22 protein-coding genes are annotated in these 22,677 nt (G+C 63.5%); 7 read left to right on the top strand and 15 right to left on the bottom strand.

What is annotated here, in order from left to right; translation table 11 throughout:
• The first annotated feature begins 33 nt into the window (after positions 1–33).
• Complete coding sequence (locus RF638_RS01115; protein ID WP_259915444.1) at positions 34–411, top strand: MmcQ/YjbR family DNA-binding protein; 378 nt, start codon at positions 34–36, stop codon at positions 409–411.
• Positions 412–460: 49 nt separating this feature from the next.
• Here the strand turns inward: RF638_RS01115 and RF638_RS01110 are convergent, their stop codons facing one another.
• The 7 genes from RF638_RS01110 to paaA form a co-directional block, all read right to left on the bottom strand.
• The gene (locus RF638_RS01110; RefSeq protein ID WP_095796616.1) at positions 461–1,330 is read right to left on the bottom strand and encodes a formate/nitrite transporter family protein; all 870 of its coding nucleotides are present in this window, start codon (positions 1,328–1,330) and stop codon (positions 461–463) included.
• Positions 1,331–1,758: 428 nt separating this feature from the next.
• Complete coding sequence (locus RF638_RS01105) at positions 1,759–2,532, bottom strand: enoyl-CoA hydratase/isomerase family protein (RefSeq protein WP_095796174.1); 774 nt, start codon at positions 2,530–2,532, stop codon at positions 1,759–1,761.
• Between the two features lie 114 nt (positions 2,533–2,646).
• Complete coding sequence (gene paaE / locus RF638_RS01100; protein ID WP_368841244.1) at positions 2,647–3,840, bottom strand: 1,2-phenylacetyl-CoA epoxidase subunit PaaE; 1,194 nt, start codon at positions 3,838–3,840, stop codon at positions 2,647–2,649.
• Between the two features lies 1 nt (position 3,841).
• Positions 3,842–4,420 carry a 1,2-phenylacetyl-CoA epoxidase subunit PaaD gene (gene paaD / locus RF638_RS01095; protein WP_303382947.1) on the bottom strand — a complete coding sequence of 193 codons (579 nt, stop codon included), beginning with the start codon at positions 4,418–4,420 and terminating at the stop codon, positions 3,842–3,844.
• 5 nt (positions 4,421–4,425) lie between these two features.
• Positions 4,426–5,262, bottom strand: a complete 837-nt coding sequence (gene paaC, locus RF638_RS01090; protein WP_368841243.1) for a 1,2-phenylacetyl-CoA epoxidase subunit PaaC — start codon at positions 5,260–5,262, stop codon at positions 4,426–4,428.
• A complete protein-coding gene (gene paaB, locus RF638_RS01085) occupies positions 5,259–5,555 on the bottom strand; it encodes a 1,2-phenylacetyl-CoA epoxidase subunit PaaB (protein WP_016995969.1) in 297 nt (98 codons plus the stop codon). The genes paaC and paaB overlap by 4 nt, the downstream gene beginning before the upstream one ends.
• 2 nt (positions 5,556–5,557) lie before the next feature.
• Complete coding sequence (paaA, locus tag RF638_RS01080) at positions 5,558–6,592, bottom strand: 1,2-phenylacetyl-CoA epoxidase subunit PaaA (RefSeq protein WP_303382945.1); 1,035 nt, start codon at positions 6,590–6,592, stop codon at positions 5,558–5,560.
• A gap of 202 nt (positions 6,593–6,794) precedes the next feature.
• On the opposite strand from paaA, the gene paaI reads away from it, so the two are divergent.
• The 3 genes from paaI (at position 6,795) to RF638_RS01065 (ending at position 9,290) form a co-directional block, all read left to right on the top strand.
• A complete protein-coding gene (gene paaI / locus RF638_RS01075; RefSeq protein ID WP_303382944.1) occupies positions 6,795–7,205 on the top strand; it encodes a hydroxyphenylacetyl-CoA thioesterase PaaI in 411 nt (136 codons plus the stop codon).
• Positions 7,206–7,210: 5 nt separating this feature from the next.
• Positions 7,211–8,548 (top strand): phenylacetate--CoA ligase family protein, encoded by a 1,338-nt coding sequence (locus RF638_RS01070; protein WP_303382943.1) that lies wholly within the window; start codon positions 7,211–7,213, stop codon positions 8,546–8,548.
• Between the two features lie 112 nt (positions 8,549–8,660).
• A complete protein-coding gene (locus RF638_RS01065) occupies positions 8,661–9,290 on the top strand; it encodes a TetR/AcrR family transcriptional regulator (protein ID WP_259915451.1) in 630 nt (209 codons plus the stop codon).
• A gap of 249 nt (positions 9,291–9,539) precedes the next feature.
• On the opposite strand, the gene paaZ is transcribed toward RF638_RS01065, so the two are convergent.
• Positions 9,540–11,651 (bottom strand): phenylacetic acid degradation bifunctional protein PaaZ, encoded by a 2,112-nt coding sequence (paaZ, locus tag RF638_RS01060; protein ID WP_368841242.1) that lies wholly within the window; start codon positions 11,649–11,651, stop codon positions 9,540–9,542.
• A 167-nt stretch (positions 11,652–11,818) separates the two neighbouring features.
• Here paaZ and RF638_RS01055 point away from each other — a divergent pair, with 167 nt between their 5' ends.
• A complete protein-coding gene (locus RF638_RS01055) occupies positions 11,819–12,316 on the top strand; it encodes a hotdog fold thioesterase (protein ID WP_095796182.1) in 498 nt (165 codons plus the stop codon).
• Positions 12,317–12,810: 494 nt separating this feature from the next.
• Here the strand turns inward: RF638_RS01055 and aceA are convergent, their stop codons facing one another.
• Complete coding sequence (aceA, locus tag RF638_RS01050; protein WP_095796183.1) at positions 12,811–14,097, bottom strand: isocitrate lyase; 1,287 nt, start codon at positions 14,095–14,097, stop codon at positions 12,811–12,813.
• Between the two features lie 164 nt (positions 14,098–14,261).
• Here aceA and RF638_RS01045 point away from each other — a divergent pair, with 164 nt between their 5' ends.
• On the top strand, positions 14,262–15,806 hold the full coding sequence (locus RF638_RS01045; protein ID WP_368841241.1) for a helix-turn-helix domain-containing protein: 1,545 nt from the start codon (positions 14,262–14,264) through the stop codon (positions 15,804–15,806).
• A gap of 138 nt (positions 15,807–15,944) precedes the next feature.
• Positions 15,945–16,412: a ribonuclease E activity regulator RraA gene (gene rraA, locus RF638_RS01040; protein WP_095796185.1), complete on the top strand. Its 468-nt coding sequence runs from the start codon at positions 15,945–15,947 to the stop codon at positions 16,410–16,412.
• Between the two features lie 27 nt (positions 16,413–16,439).
• Here the strand turns inward: rraA and RF638_RS01035 are convergent, their stop codons facing one another.
• From RF638_RS01035 to RF638_RS01010, 6 genes are all read right to left on the bottom strand, one after another.
• Positions 16,440–17,717 carry a type II toxin-antitoxin system HipA family toxin gene (locus tag RF638_RS01035; protein WP_095796186.1) on the bottom strand — a complete coding sequence of 426 codons (1,278 nt, stop codon included), beginning with the start codon at positions 17,715–17,717 and terminating at the stop codon, positions 16,440–16,442.
• Positions 17,714–18,244, bottom strand: a complete 531-nt coding sequence (locus RF638_RS01030; RefSeq protein WP_368841240.1) for a helix-turn-helix domain-containing protein — start codon at positions 18,242–18,244, stop codon at positions 17,714–17,716. The genes RF638_RS01035 and RF638_RS01030 overlap by 4 nt, the downstream gene beginning before the upstream one ends.
• A gap of 223 nt (positions 18,245–18,467) precedes the next feature.
• Positions 18,468–19,253 carry a hypothetical protein gene (locus RF638_RS01025; protein WP_095796188.1) on the bottom strand — a complete coding sequence of 262 codons (786 nt, stop codon included), beginning with the start codon at positions 19,251–19,253 and terminating at the stop codon, positions 18,468–18,470.
• A gap of 312 nt (positions 19,254–19,565) precedes the next feature.
• Complete coding sequence (locus RF638_RS01020; protein WP_368841239.1) at positions 19,566–20,432, bottom strand: 3-hydroxyacyl-CoA dehydrogenase family protein; 867 nt, start codon at positions 20,430–20,432, stop codon at positions 19,566–19,568.
• Entirely contained in the window at positions 20,429–21,256 is an 828-nt protein-coding gene (locus RF638_RS01015) for an enoyl-CoA hydratase/isomerase family protein (RefSeq protein ID WP_368841238.1), read from the bottom strand. Before RF638_RS01015 ends, RF638_RS01020 begins: the two co-directional genes overlap by 4 nt.
• A gap of 7 nt (positions 21,257–21,263) precedes the next feature.
• The gene (locus tag RF638_RS01010) at positions 21,264–22,487 is read right to left on the bottom strand and encodes an acetyl-CoA C-acyltransferase (RefSeq protein ID WP_368841237.1); all 1,224 of its coding nucleotides are present in this window, start codon (positions 22,485–22,487) and stop codon (positions 21,264–21,266) included.
• Positions 22,488–22,677 lie beyond the last annotated feature (190 nt).

The following is a 22,677-nucleotide window of genomic DNA, read 5'->3' as shown; positions in this document are numbered from 1 at the left end:
CTCGAGCTGTTCCCGGAGGGCAGAATGGTTGCCATGGACGGAGAACAGATCCAGGACTACGCCGCTTCGGTGGCAGCTGAGCTGCCCTCGGCCGAAAAGGACTTCCCGTTCGGGGACGAGACCACCGTGTACCGGGTGGCCGGCAAGATCTTCATTCTCGTGGCATCCCCGTACGGCAGACCTCTGGTGAACCTCAAGGTGGACCCCGAACACTCCGTGGCCCTGCGCCAGACCGTGGAGGGCATCGAGCCGGGCTGGCACATGAACAAGAAGCACTGGATCTCACTGGCTGGTTCCGAACAGATCACCGAAGACCTGGTGACGGAGCTGGTGCACGAGTCCTACGAGCTGATCGTGGAGTCCTTACCCCGAAAGAATCGACCGGTGGAGTACCGCTTCCGAGCCGACTGACGCCCAATTCATGGGAATCGTCCCCAACGAATCCCGGCCGAGCTGCCAGCTACTCGTTCTGGTCGCCTTTTTCGTCTTCCACGGTGGCCTCGGAAATGCGCTCCCCGCGTCGCTCCGCCATGAGCAACTCCCACGTGCGGAGCAATCGCGGCAGCGTGATGATCACCAGACCCCCCACCATGTTCAACGGGATCACCCACGCGAACCACACGAACCAGTCGGTGTAGGAATACTCCCAGCCCGCGTGCATGGCTCCGAACATGACAATGGAATTCAAGGCCCCGTGAAGCATGCCCATGCCCACCACGAGCAAACCGCCGATGAGCGAGATGACCGCCGTCATCACATCGTTTCCCGTGCCCTGCTGCATGCGCGTCATGAGCGTGATGGTGGATCCGGCGAGCAACGCCAGGCATACGGTTTCGAACGTCAGACCGTTTTCCACGTACCCGCTCGACACCTTGATCAGGGAATCGGTCATGTCCGGGAAGGCCGCCACGACCACCCACATGAAAGCCCAACCGCCGGCCAGGTTGGTCACCAGGGTCACGGCCCACAGTCGAACGAGTGACAGCCATGAGCCATGACCCGCCACCACCGCATTGATGGGCAGCAGAAAGTCTTCCGTGAACAGCTCGGAATGAGCCAGTCGCAGCGCCAACAGGCCAATGCCGAACGCCATGCCCGCCAGAAGCTTGGAACCCGTGGCGTCCATGACCGCAATCATGGCCATGATGCCTAGACCCACATCGATGCCGCCGAACAGGCCCGTAATGATCAGGGCCCGCCACGTGCGATGCAGTCGGTCGGTGCCCTCCTGGACGGTGTTCTGGAACTCTTCGACCAGTTCGTCCTCGAGGGGCTGGTCGGTGCGCCCGGAGGCTCGGCGCTTGGATTCACTGCTCGAGTGATCTGACATGAGCACAGCGTAAGCGAAAGTTTCTCCCCCCGAGACTGTGCCGTTCGAGCACGTCACAAGTCTGCTTTGGTGATGGGCAGAAACTCGTGACACCCACGCTCTGTTCGTGTGCAAAGAATTAATGGTTTCATTTCTGTCACAACACTTGAAAAAGCGTTAGAAAGGGTGCTTACTATATATATGGAACGTGGTTCTGAGCATTGCCCGTTCGGCGCTATCAGGGGGAACCAAAGCGCCGGATGGACCACGGTTTCAAGACGTCACTGCGGCGCCCGTTCATGGCCCACCACGTCGAGCTGCACCTTAGCTCGGTGCAACGGCGGTTCACCGGGACATCATCCATGAACGGAAGGGGCGGGTACCGGCGCGATCATTCGGGGAGAAATTCGCGTCAGTACCCGCCCCGTTGGCTCAGTGACGTCCCCTGGTCAGCCCTTGCCGGTGAACTCCGGCTTGCGCTTCTCCTGGAACGCCGCAAAACCTTCCGCGTAATCCTCGGTTGAGCACAGCGCCGCCTGAGCCTTGTTCTCGGCGGCCATGGAGTCCCACAGACCCACCTTGGCATCGCGTACCTGCGCCACGAGTTTCTTGGACGCCAGGTACGCTTGAGTGGCACCCTTGGCGGCCTTGGAGACGCGCTTCATCGTGAAGTCCAGCAGTTCATCGCCCGGGACGGCCCGCGAGAACAGGCCGGCGGCCACCGCCTCCGCGCCCTTCATCATCTCCGCCGTGTAAATCAGATCCAGGGTGCGATGGGCCCCGAGCCGCTCCGTGAACAGCGCGTGCCCGCCCGAATCGAGTGTGGCTCCCAGGTTGGCGAACGGCGATCCGATGGTGGCGTCCTCGGCCACGTAAACGACATCCGTGGCAATGGCCAGCCCCAGCCCAACGCCCAGGCACGCGCCGTGGACGGCGGCGAACGTGGGCGCCGGGAAATCGGCCATCTGCTGCAGTAGCGGCTGCACCTTGCCGGTCAAGTACGCGTCGGTGTCATCGGTCGCCGGATCCACCTGGGAGATATCACGGCCCGCGCAAAACGCACGGCCCTCACCGCGCAGCACCAGGGCGCGCACCCCCGCCTGCTCAGCCTCCGTATACGCCTGCGCCAGCGCGTCCAGGGCGGCTGCGTCCAACGAATTCAGCTTCTTGGGTGCGTTGAGCACCACGTGGGCAATGTTGTCCTCGATCGTCAGGTCAATCATGGGGTTCTCCTTGCGATTCGGTTCCTACGCCCGGTTTCGACCGAGGCGAGTGGGCACATACGACGACGACGCCGCGCGGGTCCCAGCGCGGCGTCGTCGGCAAAGCACGCGAACTCAAGCGTCGAAGTCGACGCTCAGTTCCTTGGAGGTGGGGCGGGTCTGGCAGGTCAGCACGTAACCGGCGTCCACCTCGTCCTTCTCGAGCGCGAAGTTCTCCTCCATCTCGAACTCGCCGCCGGTCACCCTGGCGCGGCACGTGCCACACACACCACCGGCGCACGCGAAGGGAACGTCCGGGCGAACGCGCAGCGCGGCATTGAGGACGGTCTCGCGGGCGGACATCGGGGAGTCCACCTCGCCGCTGGCGCCGTCCAGGGTGAAGGTGATCTTGTAGTTGTCGCCCTTGGGGTCGGCCTTGACCACGCGGCCCTGCTGGCCCTGCGGCGCGGCAGGCTTGCCCGTGGTGAACAGCTCGAAGCGCACCTTGGACTCGTCCACACCGCGTTCACTGAGGGTGTCGCGGCACATCTGGACCAGCTCGAACGGGCCGCACAGGAACCACTCGTCCGCGGAGTTCACCTGGATCACGTGATCCAACAGCTCCTCCAGCTTGTCCTGGTCGATACGACCGGACATCAGCGGGGAAATCCGCTGCTCACGCGAAAGCACGTGGTGAATGGCCACGCGGGAGGGGTACTTGTCCTTGAGGTCACCCAGCTCCTCGGCGAACATCACGTCCATCGAGGAACGGTTGGCGTACACCAGGTCCATGGACGCCGTGTCCGAGGCGCGCAGGATCGCGCGGGCAATCGACATGATGGGGGTGATGCCGGAACCGGCGGCAAAGGCCACCAGGTGAACGTTCTTGTTCTTGGCCACCTCCTGGCGCGCCACCTCCTCCGGGTTGTTCATGGAGGTGATGTTCACCCTGGACGTGAAGGCACCCTGCGGGTTCATCACGTCCAGGACGTCGCCGGCCTTGAGCTGCTCGTTGGCCCACGTGGAGAACACGCCGCCCATGTCCTTCTTGATGGCCACGCGGATCTCACCCGGCTTGGGGTCCGCGCAGATCGAGTAGGAACGGCGCACCTCGTGGCCGTTGATCTGGGCGCGCACGGCCACGTACTGACCCGGAAGGTAGTTGTAGTCGGCCACGAGGTCCTCGGGCACCGCGAACGTGACCTCCACGGAATCGGAGGTGAGCTTACGCACCTCGGAGACCTCGAGGGTGTTGAACGTGCCACGGCGCTTGGCGACGGGCTGGGCCTCGCCGGTTTCGGTGCCGGTGGCCTCGATGGTTTCGCTCATGTCAGTGCACCTTGAAGTAGTCGAAGGGTTCCTTGCAGTCGTTGCAGACCCAGAGGGACTTGCACGAAGTGGACCCGAAACGGGTCAGCTCCCGCGTGCTTAGCGAACTGCAGCGAGGACATTTGACGGACAGGGCCAAGCGGACCGGTCCCGAGTTGTGCCCGGCGCTCGTGCGACCGGTGGGCGGGGCAATGCCGTACTCGGTGAGCTTGGCCTGGCCGTCCTGGCTCATCCAGTCCGTGGTCCACGCCGGGCGCAGCACCTGCACAACGCGCACGTTGCGGTAACCGGCGGCCTGGACCACGGTCTCCAGATCGGCGGCCATGGTGTCCATGGCGGGGCAGCCGGAGTAGGTAGGGGTGATCACCACAACGGTCTCGTCCTGGCCCGCGTACGCATCACGCAGCACACCCAGATCCTCCAGCGTGAGCACGGGGATCTCGGGATCGCACACGGTCGCCGCAATATCCCACAGCTTGGCGTCCTCCGCGTCGGAGGGGCGCTGGGACGGGCCCAGCGGCAACTCGCGGGGAGCGGCGTCGTGACGAAGTACGGAATCGGAAGAAACGCGAGAGATCATCTACATCACCACTTGGCCCCGGGATGCTTACGCGCGAGCGACTGCATTTCGGCCAGGATGTAACCGCGGTACTCCGAGTACTCACCGTTGCGCGGAGAGTCGGGCAGGCGAGCCTGCGTGACTTTGGGGACCTCGAGCCCGGCCTCGGCCAGCAGGGCCTCGATGCGCTTCATGGTGTTCTCGCGCAGCGTGGACGGGCGCACCGCAATGCCCTCGAGCTCGTCATGCAGCGGCTCGTCCGCGAACAGCTCGTCCAAGTACGGCCACATGTAGTAGAGACCCTCCTGGATACGATGCTTGGACTCCTCGGTGCCCAGGCCCAGGCGCAGAATCCACTGCGCAGCGTGGTCCTGGTGGTACTCGACCTCCTTGACGGCCTTGTCCGCGATCGCGGCCAGGGTCTGGTCCTGGGAGGACTGCAGCGCGGAGTAGAGCTCGTACTGGTAGAAGGAGAACAAAAGTTGACGGGCAATGGTCTGCCCGAAATCACCGTTCTCCTGCTCGACCAGGCGCACCGAACGGAAATCTTCCTCGTCACGGAAGTACGCGAGGTCGTCCTCGGACTTGCCCCACGCGGAGCCCGCATAGGTCAACAGGAAGCGGGCGTGGCCCACCATGTCCAGGGCAATGTTGCCCAGGGCAATGTCTTCCTCGAGCTCGGGAGCGCGGGAGATCCACCAGCCCAGACGCTGAGCCAGCATCAGGGAATCGTCACCGAGACGCAGCGCGTACTGGGCGACCGGCTCGGACGCCTGGCCACCGGAGCCCGCGATGTCCTCGGCGGTGATGGCGTTACCGGCGGACTGCTTGGTCGCGGAATCGTGAGATGCGAAGGCGCTCACAGGTGCTTCACTCCCTCACTCTTGGTGTAGTAGGTGGCGTGGCGGTAGCTCTTGCCCTGAGCGGACTCGAAGTAGCCGCCCTTGGAATCCGGATCGGAGGACGTAATGGCGTCCGCCGGAACGACCCACACGCTGGTGCCCTCATTGCGGCGGGTGTACAGGTCGCGTGCGTTGCGCACGGCCATGGTGGCATCCGGGGCATGCAAGGAACCGGCGTGCACGTGGGACAGGCCGCGCGAGGACCGCACGAAGACCTCCCACAGGGGCCAGTTACCGGTGGTGTTTTCGCTCATGTTCAGGCTCCGATGAGTTCGGCGGACGCGCGGCCCGCAACAATGCTGACTTCTGGGCTGTCGGTGGCGGACTCTGCTGCCTGGGCAGCGGCCTGCATCTGACGCTTGGCGTAGGCCTCGGCGGCCTCGCGCACCCAGGCGCCGTCACTGTGGGCCTTACGACGGCGCTGCATGCGCTGCACGTTGCACGGGCCGGAACCCTTGATCACGGACATGAACTCGTCCCAGTCCAGCTGGCCGTAGTCGTAGTGACCGCGCTCCTCGTTCCACTTCAGATCGGCGTCCGGCAGGGTCAGGCCCAGGGCCTCGGCCTGCGGAACGATCATGTCCACGAAACGCTGGCGCAGCTCGTCGTTGGAGAAACGCTTGATGTTCCACTCCATGGACTGCTGGGAGTTGGGGGAGTCGGCATCCGGCGGGCCGAACATCTGCAGGGCGGGACCGTAGGTGCGGTTCACCGCGTCCTGGGCCATCTGCTTTTGTTCCTCGGAGCCGTGGGAGAGTTCGTACAGGATCTCCCAGCCCTGGCGCTGGTGGAAGGACTCTTCCTTGCAGATACGGACCATGGCGCGGCCGTAGGGTCCGTAGGACGCGCGGCACAGGGGAACCTGGTTGCAGATGGCTGCGCCGTCCACCAGCCAGCCGATCGCGCCCATGTCTGCCCAGGTGCGTGCCGGGTAGTTGAAGATCGAGGAGTACTTGGCCTTGCCGGACAGCAACTGCTGGTTGAGGACCTCGCGGGGAGTGCCCAGGGTCTCGGCGGCGGAGTACAGGTACAGACCGTGGCCGGCCTCGTCCTGGACCTTGGCCATCAGGATGGCCTTGCGCTTGAGGCTCGGTGCGCGGGTGATCCAGTTGGCCTCCGGCTGCATGCCGATGATTTCCGAGTGCGCGTGCTGAGAAACCTGACGGGTCAGGGTCTTGCGGTAGGCCTCGGGCATCCAGTCGCGGGGCTCGATGCGGGAATCGTCCGCAATGAGCGTGGCAAAGTGCTGCTGGTCCACGGAGTTCTCGGTGGAAGTGGTTTGTTCAGTCATGGTGTCCCTCAGTTCACGGATGAGTTGGGGCGGAGCATGCTGCCGCGGACTCCGCTTCGATAATAACTGACCGCTCGTTCAGGATATAACCGTACGGTGTGGGCGTCAACACACAATGCGAAAATTTGTGATGCACTTGACAGAACATTGCATTCTGCGATTCCCTACTGACCATTCGGTCATATAATGTGAGGGAGACAACATGCCGGACCATCCGATTCTGCGAGGAGACAAGACCTCGCAGTGGCTGGGGATCACGGTTCACCGTGCGGACCCGGGCCACGCCGTGATCAGCATGACCGTGCGGGAGGAGATGCTCAATGGTTTTGGCATCGTCCACGGAGGCATGATCTTCAGCCTGGCTGATTCGTGCTTCGCCATGGCCTGCAACGATCCCACCGGGGATGGCAGCACCATTACGGTGGCGCAGGGTGTGGACATCAACTTCATCAGTTCAGCTCGAGTCGGTCAGACCCTGACCGCCGAGGGTCGTGAGATCGCCACCACCGGTCGCAGCGGCCTCTACGACCTGTGCGTCACAGCCGAAGACGGCTCCGTGGTCGCCCAGTTCCGCGGCCGCAGCCGCACCGTGCCCAACCGTCAGAAAGCTTGAAGGTCATGACCACCTGCTCCGTTCCCAATCCGTACAAGCCCACCAAGTCCGCGGATCCCTCGCAGCCGGATCCCGAAGAGACCATGAGCCGGGACCAGATCGAGGCGCTGCAGACCGAGCGTCTCAACTGGACCCTGCACTACGCCTACGAGAACGTTCCCGCGTACAAGGAACTCTTCGACGAGCACGGCGTGCACCCCGATGAGTTCAAGGAACTGGAAGACCTGGCCAAGTTCCCGTACACGGACAAGGAGTTCCTGCGAAAGTCCTACCCGTTCAAGTCCTTCGCCACGCCCATGTCCGAGATCCGCCGCATCCACGCGTCCTCCGGAACCACCGGTCAGCCCACCGTGGTGGCCTACACCGAGGATGATCTGGAGACCTGGGGAACCCTGGTGGCCCGTTGTTTCCGCATGTCCGGCGTGAAGCCCGGCGACAAGGTGCACAACGTGTACGGCTACGGCCTGTTCACCGGTGGCCTGGGTGCCCACTACGGCGCCGAGCGCCTCGGGTGCGCCGTGATCCCGATGTCCGGCGGTCAGACCGACAAGCAGGTGCAGCTGATTCAGGATTTCCAGCCGGAAATCATCCTGTCCACCCCCACCTACCTGCTGACCATTGCCGATGGCTTCCGTAAGCACGGGATCGATCCGCGCGAGACCTCCCTCAAGCACGCCGTGCTCGGTGCCGAGCCGTGGACCGAGGAAATGCGCCACGAGATCGAGAAGACCTTCAACATCACCGCGTGCGACATTTACGGCCTGTCCGAGGTTATGGGCCCCGGCGTGGCCGGCGAGTCCGTGGAGACCAAGGACGGTTCCCACATCTGGGAGGACCACTTCCGCCCGGAAATCATCGACCCGTTCGACGATCGCGTGCTGGACACGGGTGAGCCCGGTGAGCTGATCTTCACGTCACTGACCAAGCAGGCGTTGCCGATCATTCGTTACCGCACCCACGACCTGACACGTTTGCTGCCGGGTTCGGTGCGCCCGGGTCACCGCCGCATGGGCCGCATCACGGGCCGTTCGGACGACATGATCATCCTGCGCGGGGTGAACCTGTTCCCTTCCCAGATCGAGGAACTCGCGCTGCAGGTCCCGACCCTCTCCCCGCACTTCACGTTGGAGATCACCCGGCCCAAGCGCATGGACCAGATGACCATCCACATCGAGCGCCGTGAGGGGGCCACGCTCGAGGAGGCTCAGGAGGGCGGCAAGAAGCTCGTCCACGAGATCAAGACCAAGATCGGTTCTTCGGCTTCGATCAATGTGGTGGAGCCCGGCTCGCTGGAGCGTTCCTCCGGCAAGTTGCGCCGCATTTACGATCACCGCGAGAAGTAGGGGCTGATCAGCCATGACGCCGAGCACCGGGGGATTTCCTCCGGTGCTCGGCGCGTTCGGCTCGCGGTAGCCTGTTGTGATTGTTCAGTAACTGAAAGTAGAGTCCGGGTTCATGCCAGCACAGCCACGCTCACTTACACACGACGACGCCGCCTCGGCACCACGTCGTGGCCGTCCAGGCTATGACCGGGAGACTTTGCTGGCCGTGTGCGTGGAGGTGTTCAACCGCCACGGTTACGACGCCACGTCCATGGGCACGCTGTCCACTCACCTGGGTATTTCCAAGTCCGCGATCTACCACCACGTGGCCTCCAAGGAAGAGATCCTGGAACAGGCGCTCAACCGCGCGCTGGATTCCCTGGAGGCCGTTTTTGAGCACGTCCAGGCCACCGATTCCCGCGCCGTGAACAAGCTCGAGATGATCATTCAGGGCTCCGTGCGGGTGCTGGTGGATCAAATGCCCTACGTGACGCTGCTGCTGCGACTGCGCGGGAACTCGCCGGTCGAGCTGAAGGCGCTCGAGCGGCGTCGGCAATTGACGCGGATGGTCGAGAACCTGGTGCGCACGGCCCAGGACGAAGGCGACCTGCGCACCGACATCTCCAACAAGTCCGCGCCCCGTTTGATGCTGGGCATGGTCAACTCGATCGTGGACTGGTACCAGCCCGAACGCTCCGGAACCGTGGACCAGCTCTCGGACACCGCGGTCAAGATGATCTTCGCCGGGCTGCGGGCGATGTAGCGGCAGATTTCGAGTCACCGCCGAGATCTGAGACGTCCTTAGGCCGCCGCCAAGATTTCAGACACTTTCACGCCGCCCAGAGCCGCTCTGAGTGGCTTTAGAGTGCCAGGAATCTGTCCCGGCCGTGCCGAGTGGCCTGAGAGTGACTGAGTTCTGGTTCCTAGTCAGGTGGCAGGAACGCAACGGCGGTGGTGGGGACTCGAATCGAGTCCCCACCACCGCCGTTTTCAGTTGCTTGGCCAGCCCGGGTTACTCAGTGTCCTCCGGCATCGGCCAGGTCTTGGAGACCAGAGTCAGCACGTCGTAGGTGGCGACGATCTCGTCGTTCTGGTTGGTCAGACGGGCGTCCCAGGCGACCTCGCCGTATTCATCGGTCACGCGCGGGGTGATCTTCTTGGCGGTCAGGGTCACGCGGATGGCGTCGTCATAGGTGACCGGAGTGATGAAGCGCAGGTTCTCCAGGCCGTAGTTGGCCAGCACGGGTCCCGGGGCGGGCTCCACGAACAGGCCGGCGGCCCAGGAGACCAACAGGTAGCCGTGGGCCACGCGGCGCGGGAAGAACGGGTTGGCCATAGCGGCCTCCTCGTCCGTGTGCGCGTAAAAGGTGTCGCCGGTCTTGTCCGCGAATTCCAGGATGTCGTCGAGCTTGACGGTGCGCAGGTCGGAGACGAACTGGTCACCGATGCGCAGCGTCTCCAGCGACTTGCGGAACGGGTGCTCGCCCGTGCCGTTCTCAACGTCCTCCCGGGTCACGGTGTTGGCCGTCGCGCCCCAGTGCCACTGGCCGGTGATGCCGGTGAGCAGATCCGGGGAACCTTGGACGGCGGTGCGCTGCATGTAATGCTTCACCGCGCGGATACCACCGAGCTCTTCACCGCCGCCGGCGCGACCGGGTCCACCATGCACCAGGTGCGGAACGGGGGAGCCGTGACCGGTGGAGGTCTTGGCGTCGTCGCGGTCCAGGAACAATACACGGCCGTGGTGGGAGCCGATACCTGCCGCGAATTCACCGGCCAGTTCTGGCGAGTGCGTGCACACCGTGGCCACCAGGGAGCCGCCGCCGAGTGCCGCGATCTCCACGGCGTCGGACACAGAACCGTCGTAGCTGATCACGGAAGTGACGGGGCCGAAGGCCTCGACCTCGTGCACGGCGGGGGTGCGAGCGTCGTCGAAGGACAGCAGGGTCACGGGGAAGAATGAGCCCTCGGACGGAACTGAGGACAGCGCCTCCGGGCCGCCGAATTCCACGACCGCGCCGGCGTCGATCAGGGCGCGTACGGAGCGAGAAACCTCTGACTGCTGCTCGTCGGAGGCCAGGGCACCAACGGTGGTGTCAGAGGAACGAGGATCGCCCACCTTCGCGCGTTCGGACACGCGGGACTCGATGGCCGAGATGACCTCCGAGCGGATGTTCTGCGGGACGATCACGCGGCGCACGGCGGTGCACTTCTGACCTGCCTTGGCGGTGATCTCCAGGACCACGGACTTCACGAACGCTTCGAACTCGGGCGAATCGGAGGTGACGTCCGGGGCCATGATCGCTGCGTTGAGGGAGTCGGTCTCCGCGGTGAAGCGCACGCCCTTGTCCTGCACGTTCGTGTGTGAGCGCAGGGACTTGGCGGTCGCGGCTGAGCCGGTGAACGCCACGTGATCGCGGGCGTCCAAGTGGTCGAGCAAGTCACGGGCCGAGCCGGAGATCAGCTGCAGCGAACCTTCAGGCAGCAGGCCGGAATCCAGCATCAGGCGCACGCACGTCTCGGTCACGTAACCGGTGGGCGTCGCGGGCTTCACGATGGACGGAACGCCGGCAATGAACGCCGGAGCGAACTTCTCGAGCATGCCCCATACCGGGAAGTTGAACGCGTTGATCTGCACGGCCACACCGGGGATGCGGGTGTAGATGTGCTCACCCAGGAACGAGCCGTCGCGCGAGAGCTGTTCCACGGCGCCGTCGACGATCACGTTTGAGTTGGGCAGTTCGCGGCGACCTTTGGAGGAGAACGTAAATACGGTGCCGATGCCGCCGTCGATGTCGATCAGGTGGTCCTTGGCGGTGGAGCCCGTGGCGTAGGAGATCTCGTAGAGCTCGTCCTTGTGCTCGGTCAGGTATTGCGCGAGCTGCTTGAGGATCAGCGCACGGTCGTGAATGCGCAGCTTGCCCAGGTTTTCCTGGCCCACCGTGCGGCCGTATTCAATGGCGGCGGCGGTGCCCAGGCCGTCGGTGCTGACGCGGGCCACGAGCTCGCCGGTCGCGGCGTTGTTCACGTCCGCGACTCGCTCCGGGTTCTCCGGCTGCCACCACTGGCCGCTCACGTAGCTGGGGAGGATCTCGATGTCCTGGGTTTTGGTTTGGGTGCTCACGCGCCGGTCCCTTCTCAACACTTCAAGCCGAACGATCGGTCAGTATTTAGTCCAGGATAACCTAGGTCACAACAGCGCACCACCGTTTTTCGGGCAACGACGCCGCTCGGGTACCTCGCGCACGCAACGCACCGCGGCGGCGTCGGACGCCAAGTTAAGGAGGAACCATGCACGAGGACCCCACCCCGGCGGACATCCGCGCGGACCAGGACCGGAAGAACCGCGAGAAGCTCCCCTTCGAGGACGCGGACGGCCAACCCTACGAGCCGTGGACCATCCAGCTGGGCGAGTTGGACAACAAGATGGGCGTGGTGATCGAGGAGCAGTCCGCCGAGCGCGTGGTCGCGACCATGCCGGTGGAAGGTAACCGTCAGTCGCTGGGCCTTTTGCACGGCGGTGCATCCGTGGCCCTGGGCGAGGCGCTCGGTTCGTGGGCCGCGGTAATTCATGCCTCCACGTTCGGCAAGGTGGCCGTGGGCGTGGACATCAACGCGACCCACCACTCCTCCGCACGCTCCGGCATGATCCGCGGCGTGGCCACAGCCATTCACCTGGGCCGCTCGGCCACAACTCACGAAGTGGTCATCAGCCACATCGACACCGGCAAGCGCCTCTGCACGATTCGCATCACCAACTTCCTCAAGGACACCAAGAAGAAGTCCTGACGGATTACCCCGCGCACGGAACAGCACTGCGGCCCGCACACTCACTGACGAGTGTGCGGGCCGCAGCGCTGAGGGGCCTGGTGCGACGGACGCGAGCGAGCGGCGTCGTCGATAATTGGTCGAGAGAGCGGTTGGCCGTCGGGCAGTCCATGTGCAATCTCAGGTGAGGTAACAGCATTCGGATGGCCTTATGTGAGGACAATGCAGTTTCGGGGCCCGGAATCTGCATCTTCCTCACATCAGGCTGCACCCTGCGGTTTCCTCACATCACGCTTGCCAGAGCACCATGCGCCGACAATTTCGCGTGAGGGAACGGCAGGCGGGAAGCGCAGCTCTCTTTTGCCAACGCCCTTCGCCTGATCGAGAGTGCTCAGGCGCGAGGGGGAAGGTGGCGCGATTCGCCAGGGTGAATCCTGACATAACGGTCGCCCGGAGGATCATGCCCTCCGGGCGACACGACTACTTCTACTTGGAGGCGACTACTCGCGCATCGCTCAGAACTGCGCGGTCTCCGTGGAGCCGGCCAGAGCGGTGGTCGAGGAGTTGGGGTTCACAGCCTGGGAGACCAGATCGAAGTACCCGGTGCCCACCTCGCGCTGGTGCTTGGTGGCGGTGTAGCCGCGTTCCTCGGCGGCGAACTCGCGCTCCTGCAGCTCGACGTACGAGGTCATCTGGTTGCGGGCGTAACCGTGGGCCAGGTCGAACATCGAGTAGTTGAGGGCGTGGAAACCGGCCAGGGTGATGAACTGGAAGCGGTAGCCCATGGCGGAGAGTTCGCGCTGGAACTTGGCGATGGTCTCGTCGTCCAGGTGCTTCTTCCAGTTGAAGGACGGCGAGCAGTTGTACGCGAGCATCTGGTCCGGGAAGTCCTCGTGCACGGCGTCTGCGAACTTGCGAGCGAGCTCAAGGTCCGGGGTGCCGGTCTCCATCCAGATCAGATCCGAATAGGGAGCGTAGGCCTTGGCGCGGGCCACACAGGGCTCCAGGCCGTTGCGGACCTTGTAGAAGCCTTCGGAGGTGCGCTCGCCGGTGATGAACTCGGCGTCCTGCTCGTCCACGTCGGAAGTGATGAGGGTGGCGGCCTCGGCGTCGGTGCGGGCAATGATCAGGGTGGGAACATCCTCGATGTCCGCGGCCAGGCGGGCGGCGTTCAGGGTGCGCACGTGCTGCTGCGTGGGAACGAGTACCTTGCCGCCCAGGTGACCACACTTCTTCTCGGAGGCCAGCTGGTCCTCCCAGTGCACACCTGCGGCGCCGGCGTTGATCATGGACTTCATCAACTCAAAAGCGTTGAGCGGGCCGCCGAAACCGGCCTCCGCATCCGCGACGATCGGGGCCATCCAGTTGTCGACCGTTTTGATGCCCTCGGAGTGCTCGATCTGATCCGCGCGACGCAGTGCGTTGTTGATGCGCTGGACCACCTGCGGCACCGAGTTGGCGGGGTACAGGGACTGATCCGGGTATGTCTGCCCGGCCTGGTTGGCGTCACCGGCGACCTGCCAACCGGAGAGGTAGATGGCCTTGAGGCCGGCCTTGACCTGCTGAACCGCCTGGTTACCGGTCAGAGCGCCCAGAGCATTGATGTAATCCTCCGTGTTGAGCAGCTGCCAGAGCTGGTCTGCACCGCGGCGTGCGAGGGTGTGCTCCTCTCGAAAGGAACCCTGCAGACGCAGGACCTCCTCGGGCGTGTAATCACGGGTGATACCGAGCCAGCGGGGATTCTCGTCCCAGTCCTGCTGAATCTCCTGGGCGCTGCGCTGATTGCTGTTCGTGGGGTTCATGACGGTCTCCTTCGTCCTTGTGATGCGACGGTTGTGCGATGAAGTTCCGCCGCTCTGTGCCTTGTGACTACTACTTTGGCGGGTTTTCAGCCGGTTGCACCCAGAAAATTCTGTGAAGAAATCAAGTTCTTCACGTTTCGGCATGTTTTCCGTAAGCTCGTGCCATGGCACCTCGTTCGACGACGCCGCAGGGCCAACGCACCCGCGCGAGCGCACCTTCTGCCCCGCCCGCCGATTCGGTCTTCGACGGCGATCCCGCGGACCCTATCGCCGTGGGTCGCCGCATCCGCTACCGCCGTAAGAGGCTCCGCGTGACCCTGGGGCAGCTGGCCGATCAGGTGGGCATGGCGGCGTCGGCGTTGTCGCTGATCGAGAACGGAAAGCGCGAACCCAAACTCTCCACGCTGGCGGCCATCGCCAAGGCGCTGGACACGTCCGTCGAGCAGCTCATCGGTGCCAAGACGCAGTCCAAGCGCATGGAGCTGGAGATCGAGGTGGAGCGGGTACAGCGCGGGCCCATGTACTCGTCGCTGGGGCTGCCGTCCGTGCGTGTGGGGCCGGGGCTGAGTACCGAGGCGCTCGAGGCCATCGTCGCGCTGCAACGGCAGCTCGCCCACCGTCTGGATGAACAGGCAGCGACACCCGAGGAAGCCCGACGCGCCAACACCGACCTGCGGGCGCGCATGCAGAAACTCAACAACTACTTCGAACGCATCGAGACGATGGCCGGGGAGCTGCTGGCGGCCATCGGGCACGGCGGTGGGCCACTCTCTGAGCACCACATTTCGTCGCTGGTCTCCCACGTGGGGTTCGAGATCCACCAGGTCCCGGATCTGCCGCACTCGACTCGGTCGGTCACCGACCTGCGTAACAAGCGGTTCTACCTGCCGGCGCGCTCGAGTATCGGCTCCACCTGGTCCGTGTTGCTGCAGGCCGTGGGGCATTTGCTGCTGGACCACAAGCGTCCCGAGAACTATGGGGAGTTCCTGGAGCAGCGGGTTGAGACCAACTACTTTGCGGCCGCGCTCATGATTCCGGAGTCCTCGGCGGTGAAGTTGCTCGCCGAGTCCAAGGCCCGCCGGGAGCTGTCCGTGGACGACCTGCGCGACGCGTTCGCCGTCTCCCACGAGACCGCCGCGCACCGCATGACCAACTTGATGACCCAGCACTTCGGGATCCCCACGCACTTCGAGAAGGTCCATTCCTCCGGGATCATCCACAAGGCCTGGTCCAATGACGGCATCGCATTCCCCACCGACCACACCGGCGCGGTCGAAGGCCAGCGCGCGTGCCGCTACTTCTCTGCACGGCAGGCGTTTTCGGCGACCAACCGGTTGCTCTCGCACTTCCAGTACACGGATACCCCCGGCGGCACGTTCTGGTGTTCGGCGCGGGTGGAGCGGTCCACGGGCGGCGAGTTCTCCATTGCGTTCGGGGTGCCTTACGAGCACGTCAAATGGTTCCGCAACAGGGACACCGCCGTGCGCAAGCAGTCCACCTGTCCCGACCCCGCGTGCTGCCAAGAGCCGCCCGGCGCGCTCGCGGATACGTGGGACGGGCAGTCCTGGCCCTCGGCAAGGCCCGCGACCCACATGCTTGCGGCGATGCCGGCCGGTGCCTTCCCGGGGGTGGACGAGACCGAGGTCTACCGCTTCCTGCGGCGGCACCAGCCCGCGCCCACCATTGATCCGGACGGTGACCTCACGTAGCCTCCAGAACATTCCCGCCGACGACGCCGCTCACGCGCCTCGAAGCCGGAGCTCACGTTTTCGTGACCTCGGCACCCGCGAGTAGAGAGCCGTCGGCGACCCGTGTTTCACGTAATTTCTGCCGACGAAAGGCGACCCATGAGCTTTGCGACCGCTGACCTGTACGACGAGCACGGCGAGGACCTGCAGTCCGTGACCACCCAGATGATCTCGGTGGGCGGTGTGCATCGGTTCACCGGCCCCATCCGTACCGTGCGCTGCTTCGAGTCCAACGTGGAGGTCAAGAAGCTCGTGGCCACCCCGGGCGACGGCGCAGTGCTCGTGGTCGACGGCCAAGGATCCATGAACCGCGCACTCCTGGGCGACAACGTGGCCCGCACCGCCATGGAGAACGGCTGGGCCGGTGTGATCGTCAACGCCCCCGTGCGCGACCGCGTGGAACTGGGCACGCTGCAGATCGGCGTCAAGGCGTTGGGCACCAATCCCCGCAAGTCGGAGCCCAATGACTCGGGCGAGACGGACGTGATTGTGAACTTCGGTGGGGTGACCTTCCGCCCCGGCAAGACCGTGTGGGCTGATGAGGACGGGATCCTCGTGGAGCGGTGATCTGAGACTCAGGCCTCAGTCGTGGAGCTAGCGATCGAGAAGGGTGATCGTAGTTTCACACAGTGACCTGACCGTTGGAAGTAGTCGATCAGGCAGTTGACTGCCGGTAACCGCATGACGTTCTTCGGAGATGACTTCTTCTAGAGCATCAGGAATCATCATTGCGAGCACCCGCACAGTTGCCAGGAGCCATTGCCCATCAACTTTGGCTTCTGCGGCGAATTTGGCCCAGTGTCTGTGTGCAACTCGTCCGAACCGCCGCTCACCGCCTATGGCCATGGCAGCGTTTCGTAGCCCGTCCTTTTTATCGGGGAATCCGTTTTCATTCTTGTACTCGTAAGGTAAGCCAGAGGCTACGTCGTATAGCGGGGCAAGGGCCACTACATCCGGTGCAAGAATTATCGAATAGTTCTTTGCGTGCGCATCTGGCGCACCGATTAGATAGTTCCCTATCAACCCTTCGATGAACCGCAGGACCTCGCTTTCCTCTGCACCCGCCCGGCGTAGGGTTCGGACAATTGACAGTGCGCTTGGACCCTGTTGAGCTTCGTATTTCTTGGTCGGTAGGGTCGATGTTGCCTGACAGAAGTCTTCTTGATGGATGCGAAGCACTCTGCCATCGATTGTCATCCGGTCGTAGCGTTCCACAACAATGGCATTTGTGCCGTCGAATTGCATATACCTTGAGTTGGCAACCGTGAGCCCAACTTTCGAGAGTGTTCGGAGCGAAAGATGCTCATTGAGCGCTTGGTCTCGAAAATCATGAATGCCAGGTTTAAAAATGTGAGTGGTTGGCTCCGCCCCCGTTGCTTCGAACCACCCGTCGTCCCAGCGCAAGGCAAACTTCGATTGTGCTCCTGCTAACGACCAGCGTTCTCTGTCAACAAGCCAGGACCCCTTGGGCTGAGAGATTAGTGCGCGTAGGCGCTCACCAACCTCGCGTTCTGTGCACGGAATCAAGTTACCTTTACTTTGCCGAGCTGAATCCAGTTCATCTGGGCGTGCAAACTGGATAGCACCTGCGCACTCCAATCCAATGTGTTCCAGGAGCGCGAACGGATTTCCAGAAGAGATACCGAAATTGTGGGCTAGAGCCTCCCTTACGCCTTCTCCTTCTGGCAGAAGACCCTCAATGAACGCGTCAGTCGCCCGTCTCGGGTATGGGGCCAGGCGGTACGGCAATGCCACGGAGACCTCTAAGGCGGGGTCCGAGTCTTTGAGGTATTGGAACGTTCGGTTCCCTTGCGGGCTTTGAATCAGAACACCGACTACTTCTCCATGGAGCAGCACAAGCAATTCTTTCATCCTGCATCATCCTGCTTCGGATGATCGTCAGGGAGTGTGTTGCCGGTGAGCTTGGTCGCTTGGCGGATGGTTTCGAGGAGCTCGGGTGGGAGCTGGGCGGCTTGGCGCATGGTTTCGAGGAGCTCAGGCCGAACCTGGGCAGCTTGCCGCACGACGTCGAGTGTGGTGCGTGACGGCGCCGAATATTGACGCATGATGTTCAATGCTTTTCGAGCTTCAGATGTGGTTGAGTCTCTGATCTTTTGCGCAGATACGGTGCCCGGGGTGGAGGCCTTAGCTTGTGGTGATCCTGCCTCGTCTTGCTCTGGCTGCTCGATTAGCTGGATGGAGAGATCTAGGGCTCGCAAGACCGCGAGCACTTTGCTTAGCTCGGCTCCCGTCCGTGCCCCTTGTTCGAGGCCGATCAGCCACTTGCGGGAGACTCCGGCGCTTGTTGCCAGCGAGGCCTGAGTCAGTCCGGCACGGGTGCGAGCGTCGTGGATTGCTGCGCCTAGTTGGCGTCCTGTTGTGATAGCTCGGTTCCCCATGATGTGAACGTACCATCACATGATTATTTGTGTACATACCGTCACTTCTGGAGGGGTGCACGTATCGTCACATTCTGTAGTGTGAAGGTGCTGTCACATTATCCAATGTCCATGCAGTTGATTTTTGACGGCTGCTCCCCAGCCAAAATCAGGACTGCGGCCCCGCTTCGTGTGAAGTGGGGCCGCAGTCTTATTCGGGGGCGCGAGCTGCCGCTCAGCACATTTACTGTTCGGGAACCAGAGCCTGGCCGTCCCAGACGTAGTTCACGGTTTCCCCGGTCTCCCGGCCTTCGCCCTCCAGGGTCTTCTGAATCACAGTGGGTTCTCCGTCCTCACTGATTTTCAGATCAGCATTGGAGAACGGGGTCTTTACTGCACCCTCACCCGGGGGCATGGTGCCGTTGGAGTCGTAGCCCTGATCGGTGGGCGTCAACACGGTCACACCCTTGTCATAGGAGAGGTACACATTGCCGTACTTGTCCACGTTGGAGCCGTTGTTGAGCTCCCACTTCTGGCCACCCAGGGAGGGGGAAGTGCCGAAGGACACCACGGGGCTGCTGTCTTCCGATCCCACGTAACCCACGGGCTGACCGTTCTGGTACAGAGCGTATGAAGCCAGACCGGTGCTGGGCGCAGCGCCCTCGGGGCTCGTGACCTCGTGATAGGTCACGACCTCCATGGCACCGAACTTGGGGTGCTCCACGGGGATGCGTCCGGTTTCAGTGCACTGGCCAGCGCACGGATCGGCTACTGCAGGCAGCTGTTCTGCGCCGTCGGATTGCTCACCGGTTGCGGTTGAAGCCGGGTCTGCGCCGGGTGTCGCAGATTCGGTGCCCTGTGCGGGCTCCTCGGTGCCAGAACCGTGAGCGGTCTGAGCCGCGGGGCTGGTGGTTCCTTCCGCGCTGTCCGCTGCGGGGCTCGCGGTGGCCTCGGTATCGGCCTGGCCGCAGCCCACCAGCAGCGGGATGGAGAGAGCAGTTGCGGTGATGGCAGTAGCTTTCTTGTTCATGATCCTGACCTCCTTGGAGGTGGTTGCCGTTCAGGTCACAACCCACACTTCCCGGGGTGATTTGCGAATGCAATACCTCGTGACGGAATCGTGATCCGCTGCTCAGCCCCTCGGGCTGCCGTGTCGAGCGGGGGAATCCGCTTCCCCGCGCGGCTGACAGCAGCAGCTAACTATTAACCAATGCAAACGAAAAGCCCCGGTGGATAGTTCATGTATGAACTATCCACCGGGGATGGTGCGATGTGCCCGTGGGGCGGGCCGAGCGGCGTCGTCGGGCGGGAATCCAGCTATGCCGGAGAACCCGAGACGAGGCTACGAGTAGTCGTAGAAACCCTTGCCGGACTTCTTGCCCAATTCGCCGCGCTCAACCATGTCGCGCATGAGCTGCGGGGGTGCGAAGCGCGGGCCGAGCTTGGATTCGAGGTACTCCGCGATGCCCAGGCGCACGTCCAGACCCACGATGTCCGTGAGCGCGAGCGGTCCGATGGGGTGCTTGTAGCCGAGCACCATGGCGTTGTCGATGTCCTCGGCGGAGGCCACGCCTTCCTCGACCATGCGAATGGCCTCGAGACCCAGCGCAACGCCCAAGCGGGAAGACGCGAAGCCGGGAGCGTCGTTCACGGTGACCGGGGTCTTGCCGATGCCGGCCACCCACTCGAGGGTCAGCTTCTGCAGCTCATCGCTGGTCTGCTTGCCGATCACGATCTCCACGAGCTTGGAGGCCGGAACCGGGTTGAAGAAGTGCAGGCCGCAGAAGCGCTCGGGGCGCTTGAGCTCGGCAGCCAGCCCGTCCACGGACAGGGAGGACGTATTGGTGGCCAGCCATGCGGTCTCGGAGAGGTTCGCCTCGACCTGCTGCAGCGAGGAGACCTTGAGGTCCCAGATCTCGGGAACGGCCTCGATGACCAGCTCGCACTCGGAGAAATCGGAGTGCTCGAGGCTCACAGCGAGGTTCTCTGCCCACTTGTCCAGGTTGCCGTCGATCTTGCCGCGCTCAAGCGACTTGGCAAGGTCGGATTCGATGCGCTCCTTGGCAGCCGCGGCCGCCTGGGGATTCGCCTCGACCACGGTGACGTTGGAGCCGGAGATCAGGAACGCGTGCGCGATACCCGCACCCATGCGGCCACCGCCCAGCACGCCCACCTTGGCGGGAACAGTGCCCTTGGTCTCTTCGCTCATTTCTTGCTCTCCTTCTTCCGGTCCAGGAACGCCTGCATCCGGTCAAACTTGGCTTGGGATTCGAACAGGACCGCCTGCGCGAGTTCGTCCACGTGCGGGTGGGACTCGCGCGGCATGTGGAACACGCGCTTGGACACGCGCACGGCCAGCGGGTCCTGCTTGCCGATGCGGTCGGCCAGCGCGTGCGCGGCATTCACCAGTTCAGCCGGTTCGTGAATTTCGGTGATCAGGTGCGCGGCCAAGGCTTCTTCCGCGTTGAGGATGCGTCCGGCCAGCACGATCTCCTTGGCCACCGGTTCACCCGCGAGTTCCTTGATGCGCCACAGGGCACCCGCAGCGGCGATGATTCCCAGGCCGGTTTCCGGCTGGCCGATCTTCACGTACGGGGTTCCCAAGCGGAAATCCGCGGCCCACGCGAGTTCCGCACCGCCACCCAGCGCGTAGCCGTCCAGCGCAGCGATCACGGGCATGGGCAGTTTGGCGATCCGGTCGAAAATCTGCGAATTCACCCCGCGCAGCGCATCCTCACGACGCCGCTCGCGCAGCTGCGCGATATCCGCACCCGAGGCGAAAATCCCCTTGCCGTTCACTTCCGTGCCGGACAGGATCATGATCTTCGGGTTGCGTTCCAGGTAGCCGCACACGGTGTGCAGCTCGTCGACCATGGTCTGGTCGATCGCGTTGCGCACGTCCGGGCGGTCCAGGATCACGTGCAGGCGGTCCGGGGTTTCTTCCAGACGGATGGCGCTGAAGTCACCCTGCAGGATCTGCTGATTCGCTTCGGCTTGATTCTTACCGTTCGACGACGTCGCGTGCTCGCTCATGCGGGCATCACACCTTCTCCACGAGCATGGCAGCACCCTGGCCCACGCCGATACACATGGTGGCCAGACCCTTGTCCGCGTTCTCGCGTTCCATGCGGCCCAGCAGGGTGATCACGATGCGCGAGCCGGAGGAGCCCAGCGGGTGGCCCAGGGCGATGGCACCGCCGTCGCGGTTGACGATGTCCGGGTTCAAACCAAGACGGCGGATCGAGGCCAGGGACTGGCTGGCAAAGGCTTCGTTGATCTCGGCGGCCCCGAGGTCATCCACGGTCCAGCCCGCACGCTTGAGGACCTTCTCTGTGGCGGGGACCGGGCCCAGGCCCATAATCTCGGGAGCCAGCCCGGCGGAAGCACCGTCGATCACGCGGGCACGGGCCTTCAAACCGTATTTCTCGATGGCGCTCTCGGAGGCCACGATGATGGCGGAGGCGCCGTCGTTGAGGGATGAGGCGTTACCGGCCGTGACTACGGAACCGCCCTTGACTACGGGGCGCAACTTAGCCAGGACGTCCAGGGTGGAGCCGGCTCGAGGACCCTCGTCGGTGTCAACGGTGGTGACGGCACCCTTGCGGCCCTTGACCTCGACCGGCACGATTTCGTCCTTGAAGCGGCCGGCCTCAATGGCTTTGATGGCCTTTGCGTGGGACTCGGCGGCGAATTCGTCGCAGTCCTCACGGGAGATGTTGTCCACGCGGGCCACTTCCTCTGCAGTTTCCGGCATGGAGTAGGTGGCCTTGCCGTCGCGGGAGAGCGGGCCGTCCTCGAACTTCTCGTTCACGAAGCGCCAGCCGATGGAGGTGTCGAAGGCTTCGCCGGGCTTGGCGAACGCGGTCTTGGGCTTCTCGACAACCCACGGGGCACGGGACATGGACTCCACGCCACCGGCAATCACGATGTCAGCCGCGCCGGACTTGATCATTTGGGAGGCGATGGTGATCGCGGACATGCCGGACGCGCACAAACGGTTCACGGTGATGCCGGGCACGGTGTCCGGGTAGCCGGCCAACAGCCACGCCATGCGGGCCACATTGCGGTTTTCTTCACCGGCGCCGTTGGCGTTACCGAGGATGACCTCGTCAACGGCTGCGGGATCGATGCCGGCGGCTTCGACCACGGACTTGATGCAGAGGGCGGCCATGTCGTCAGGGCGAACGGAGGACAGTGCCCCGCCGTACCGACCTACAGGGGTGCGGGCCCCTCCGACTAGAAAAGCTTGCGGCATCGTGGACATGCTGTCTCCTTCGCAGGGGCAATAACTGACCGATCGTTCATCTAAAGATTCCACGACTTTGTGACCTACGTCAATACACTCGGTCGGGATTGCGGGATTCGGACTTTTTCGGCTCCAATGCGTTCGGTTTCATGCTGAGGGTCGGAGCTGAATGACCTGCGAATGCGATGTGGCCGGACCCGCGAAGGAT

It is taken from the genome of Kocuria sp. CPCC 205235, from assembly GCF_040980905.1.
Lineage (GTDB): Bacteria > Actinomycetota > Actinomycetes > Actinomycetales > Micrococcaceae > Kocuria > Kocuria carniphila.
This window is presented reverse-complemented; position numbering and strand designations above follow the sequence as displayed.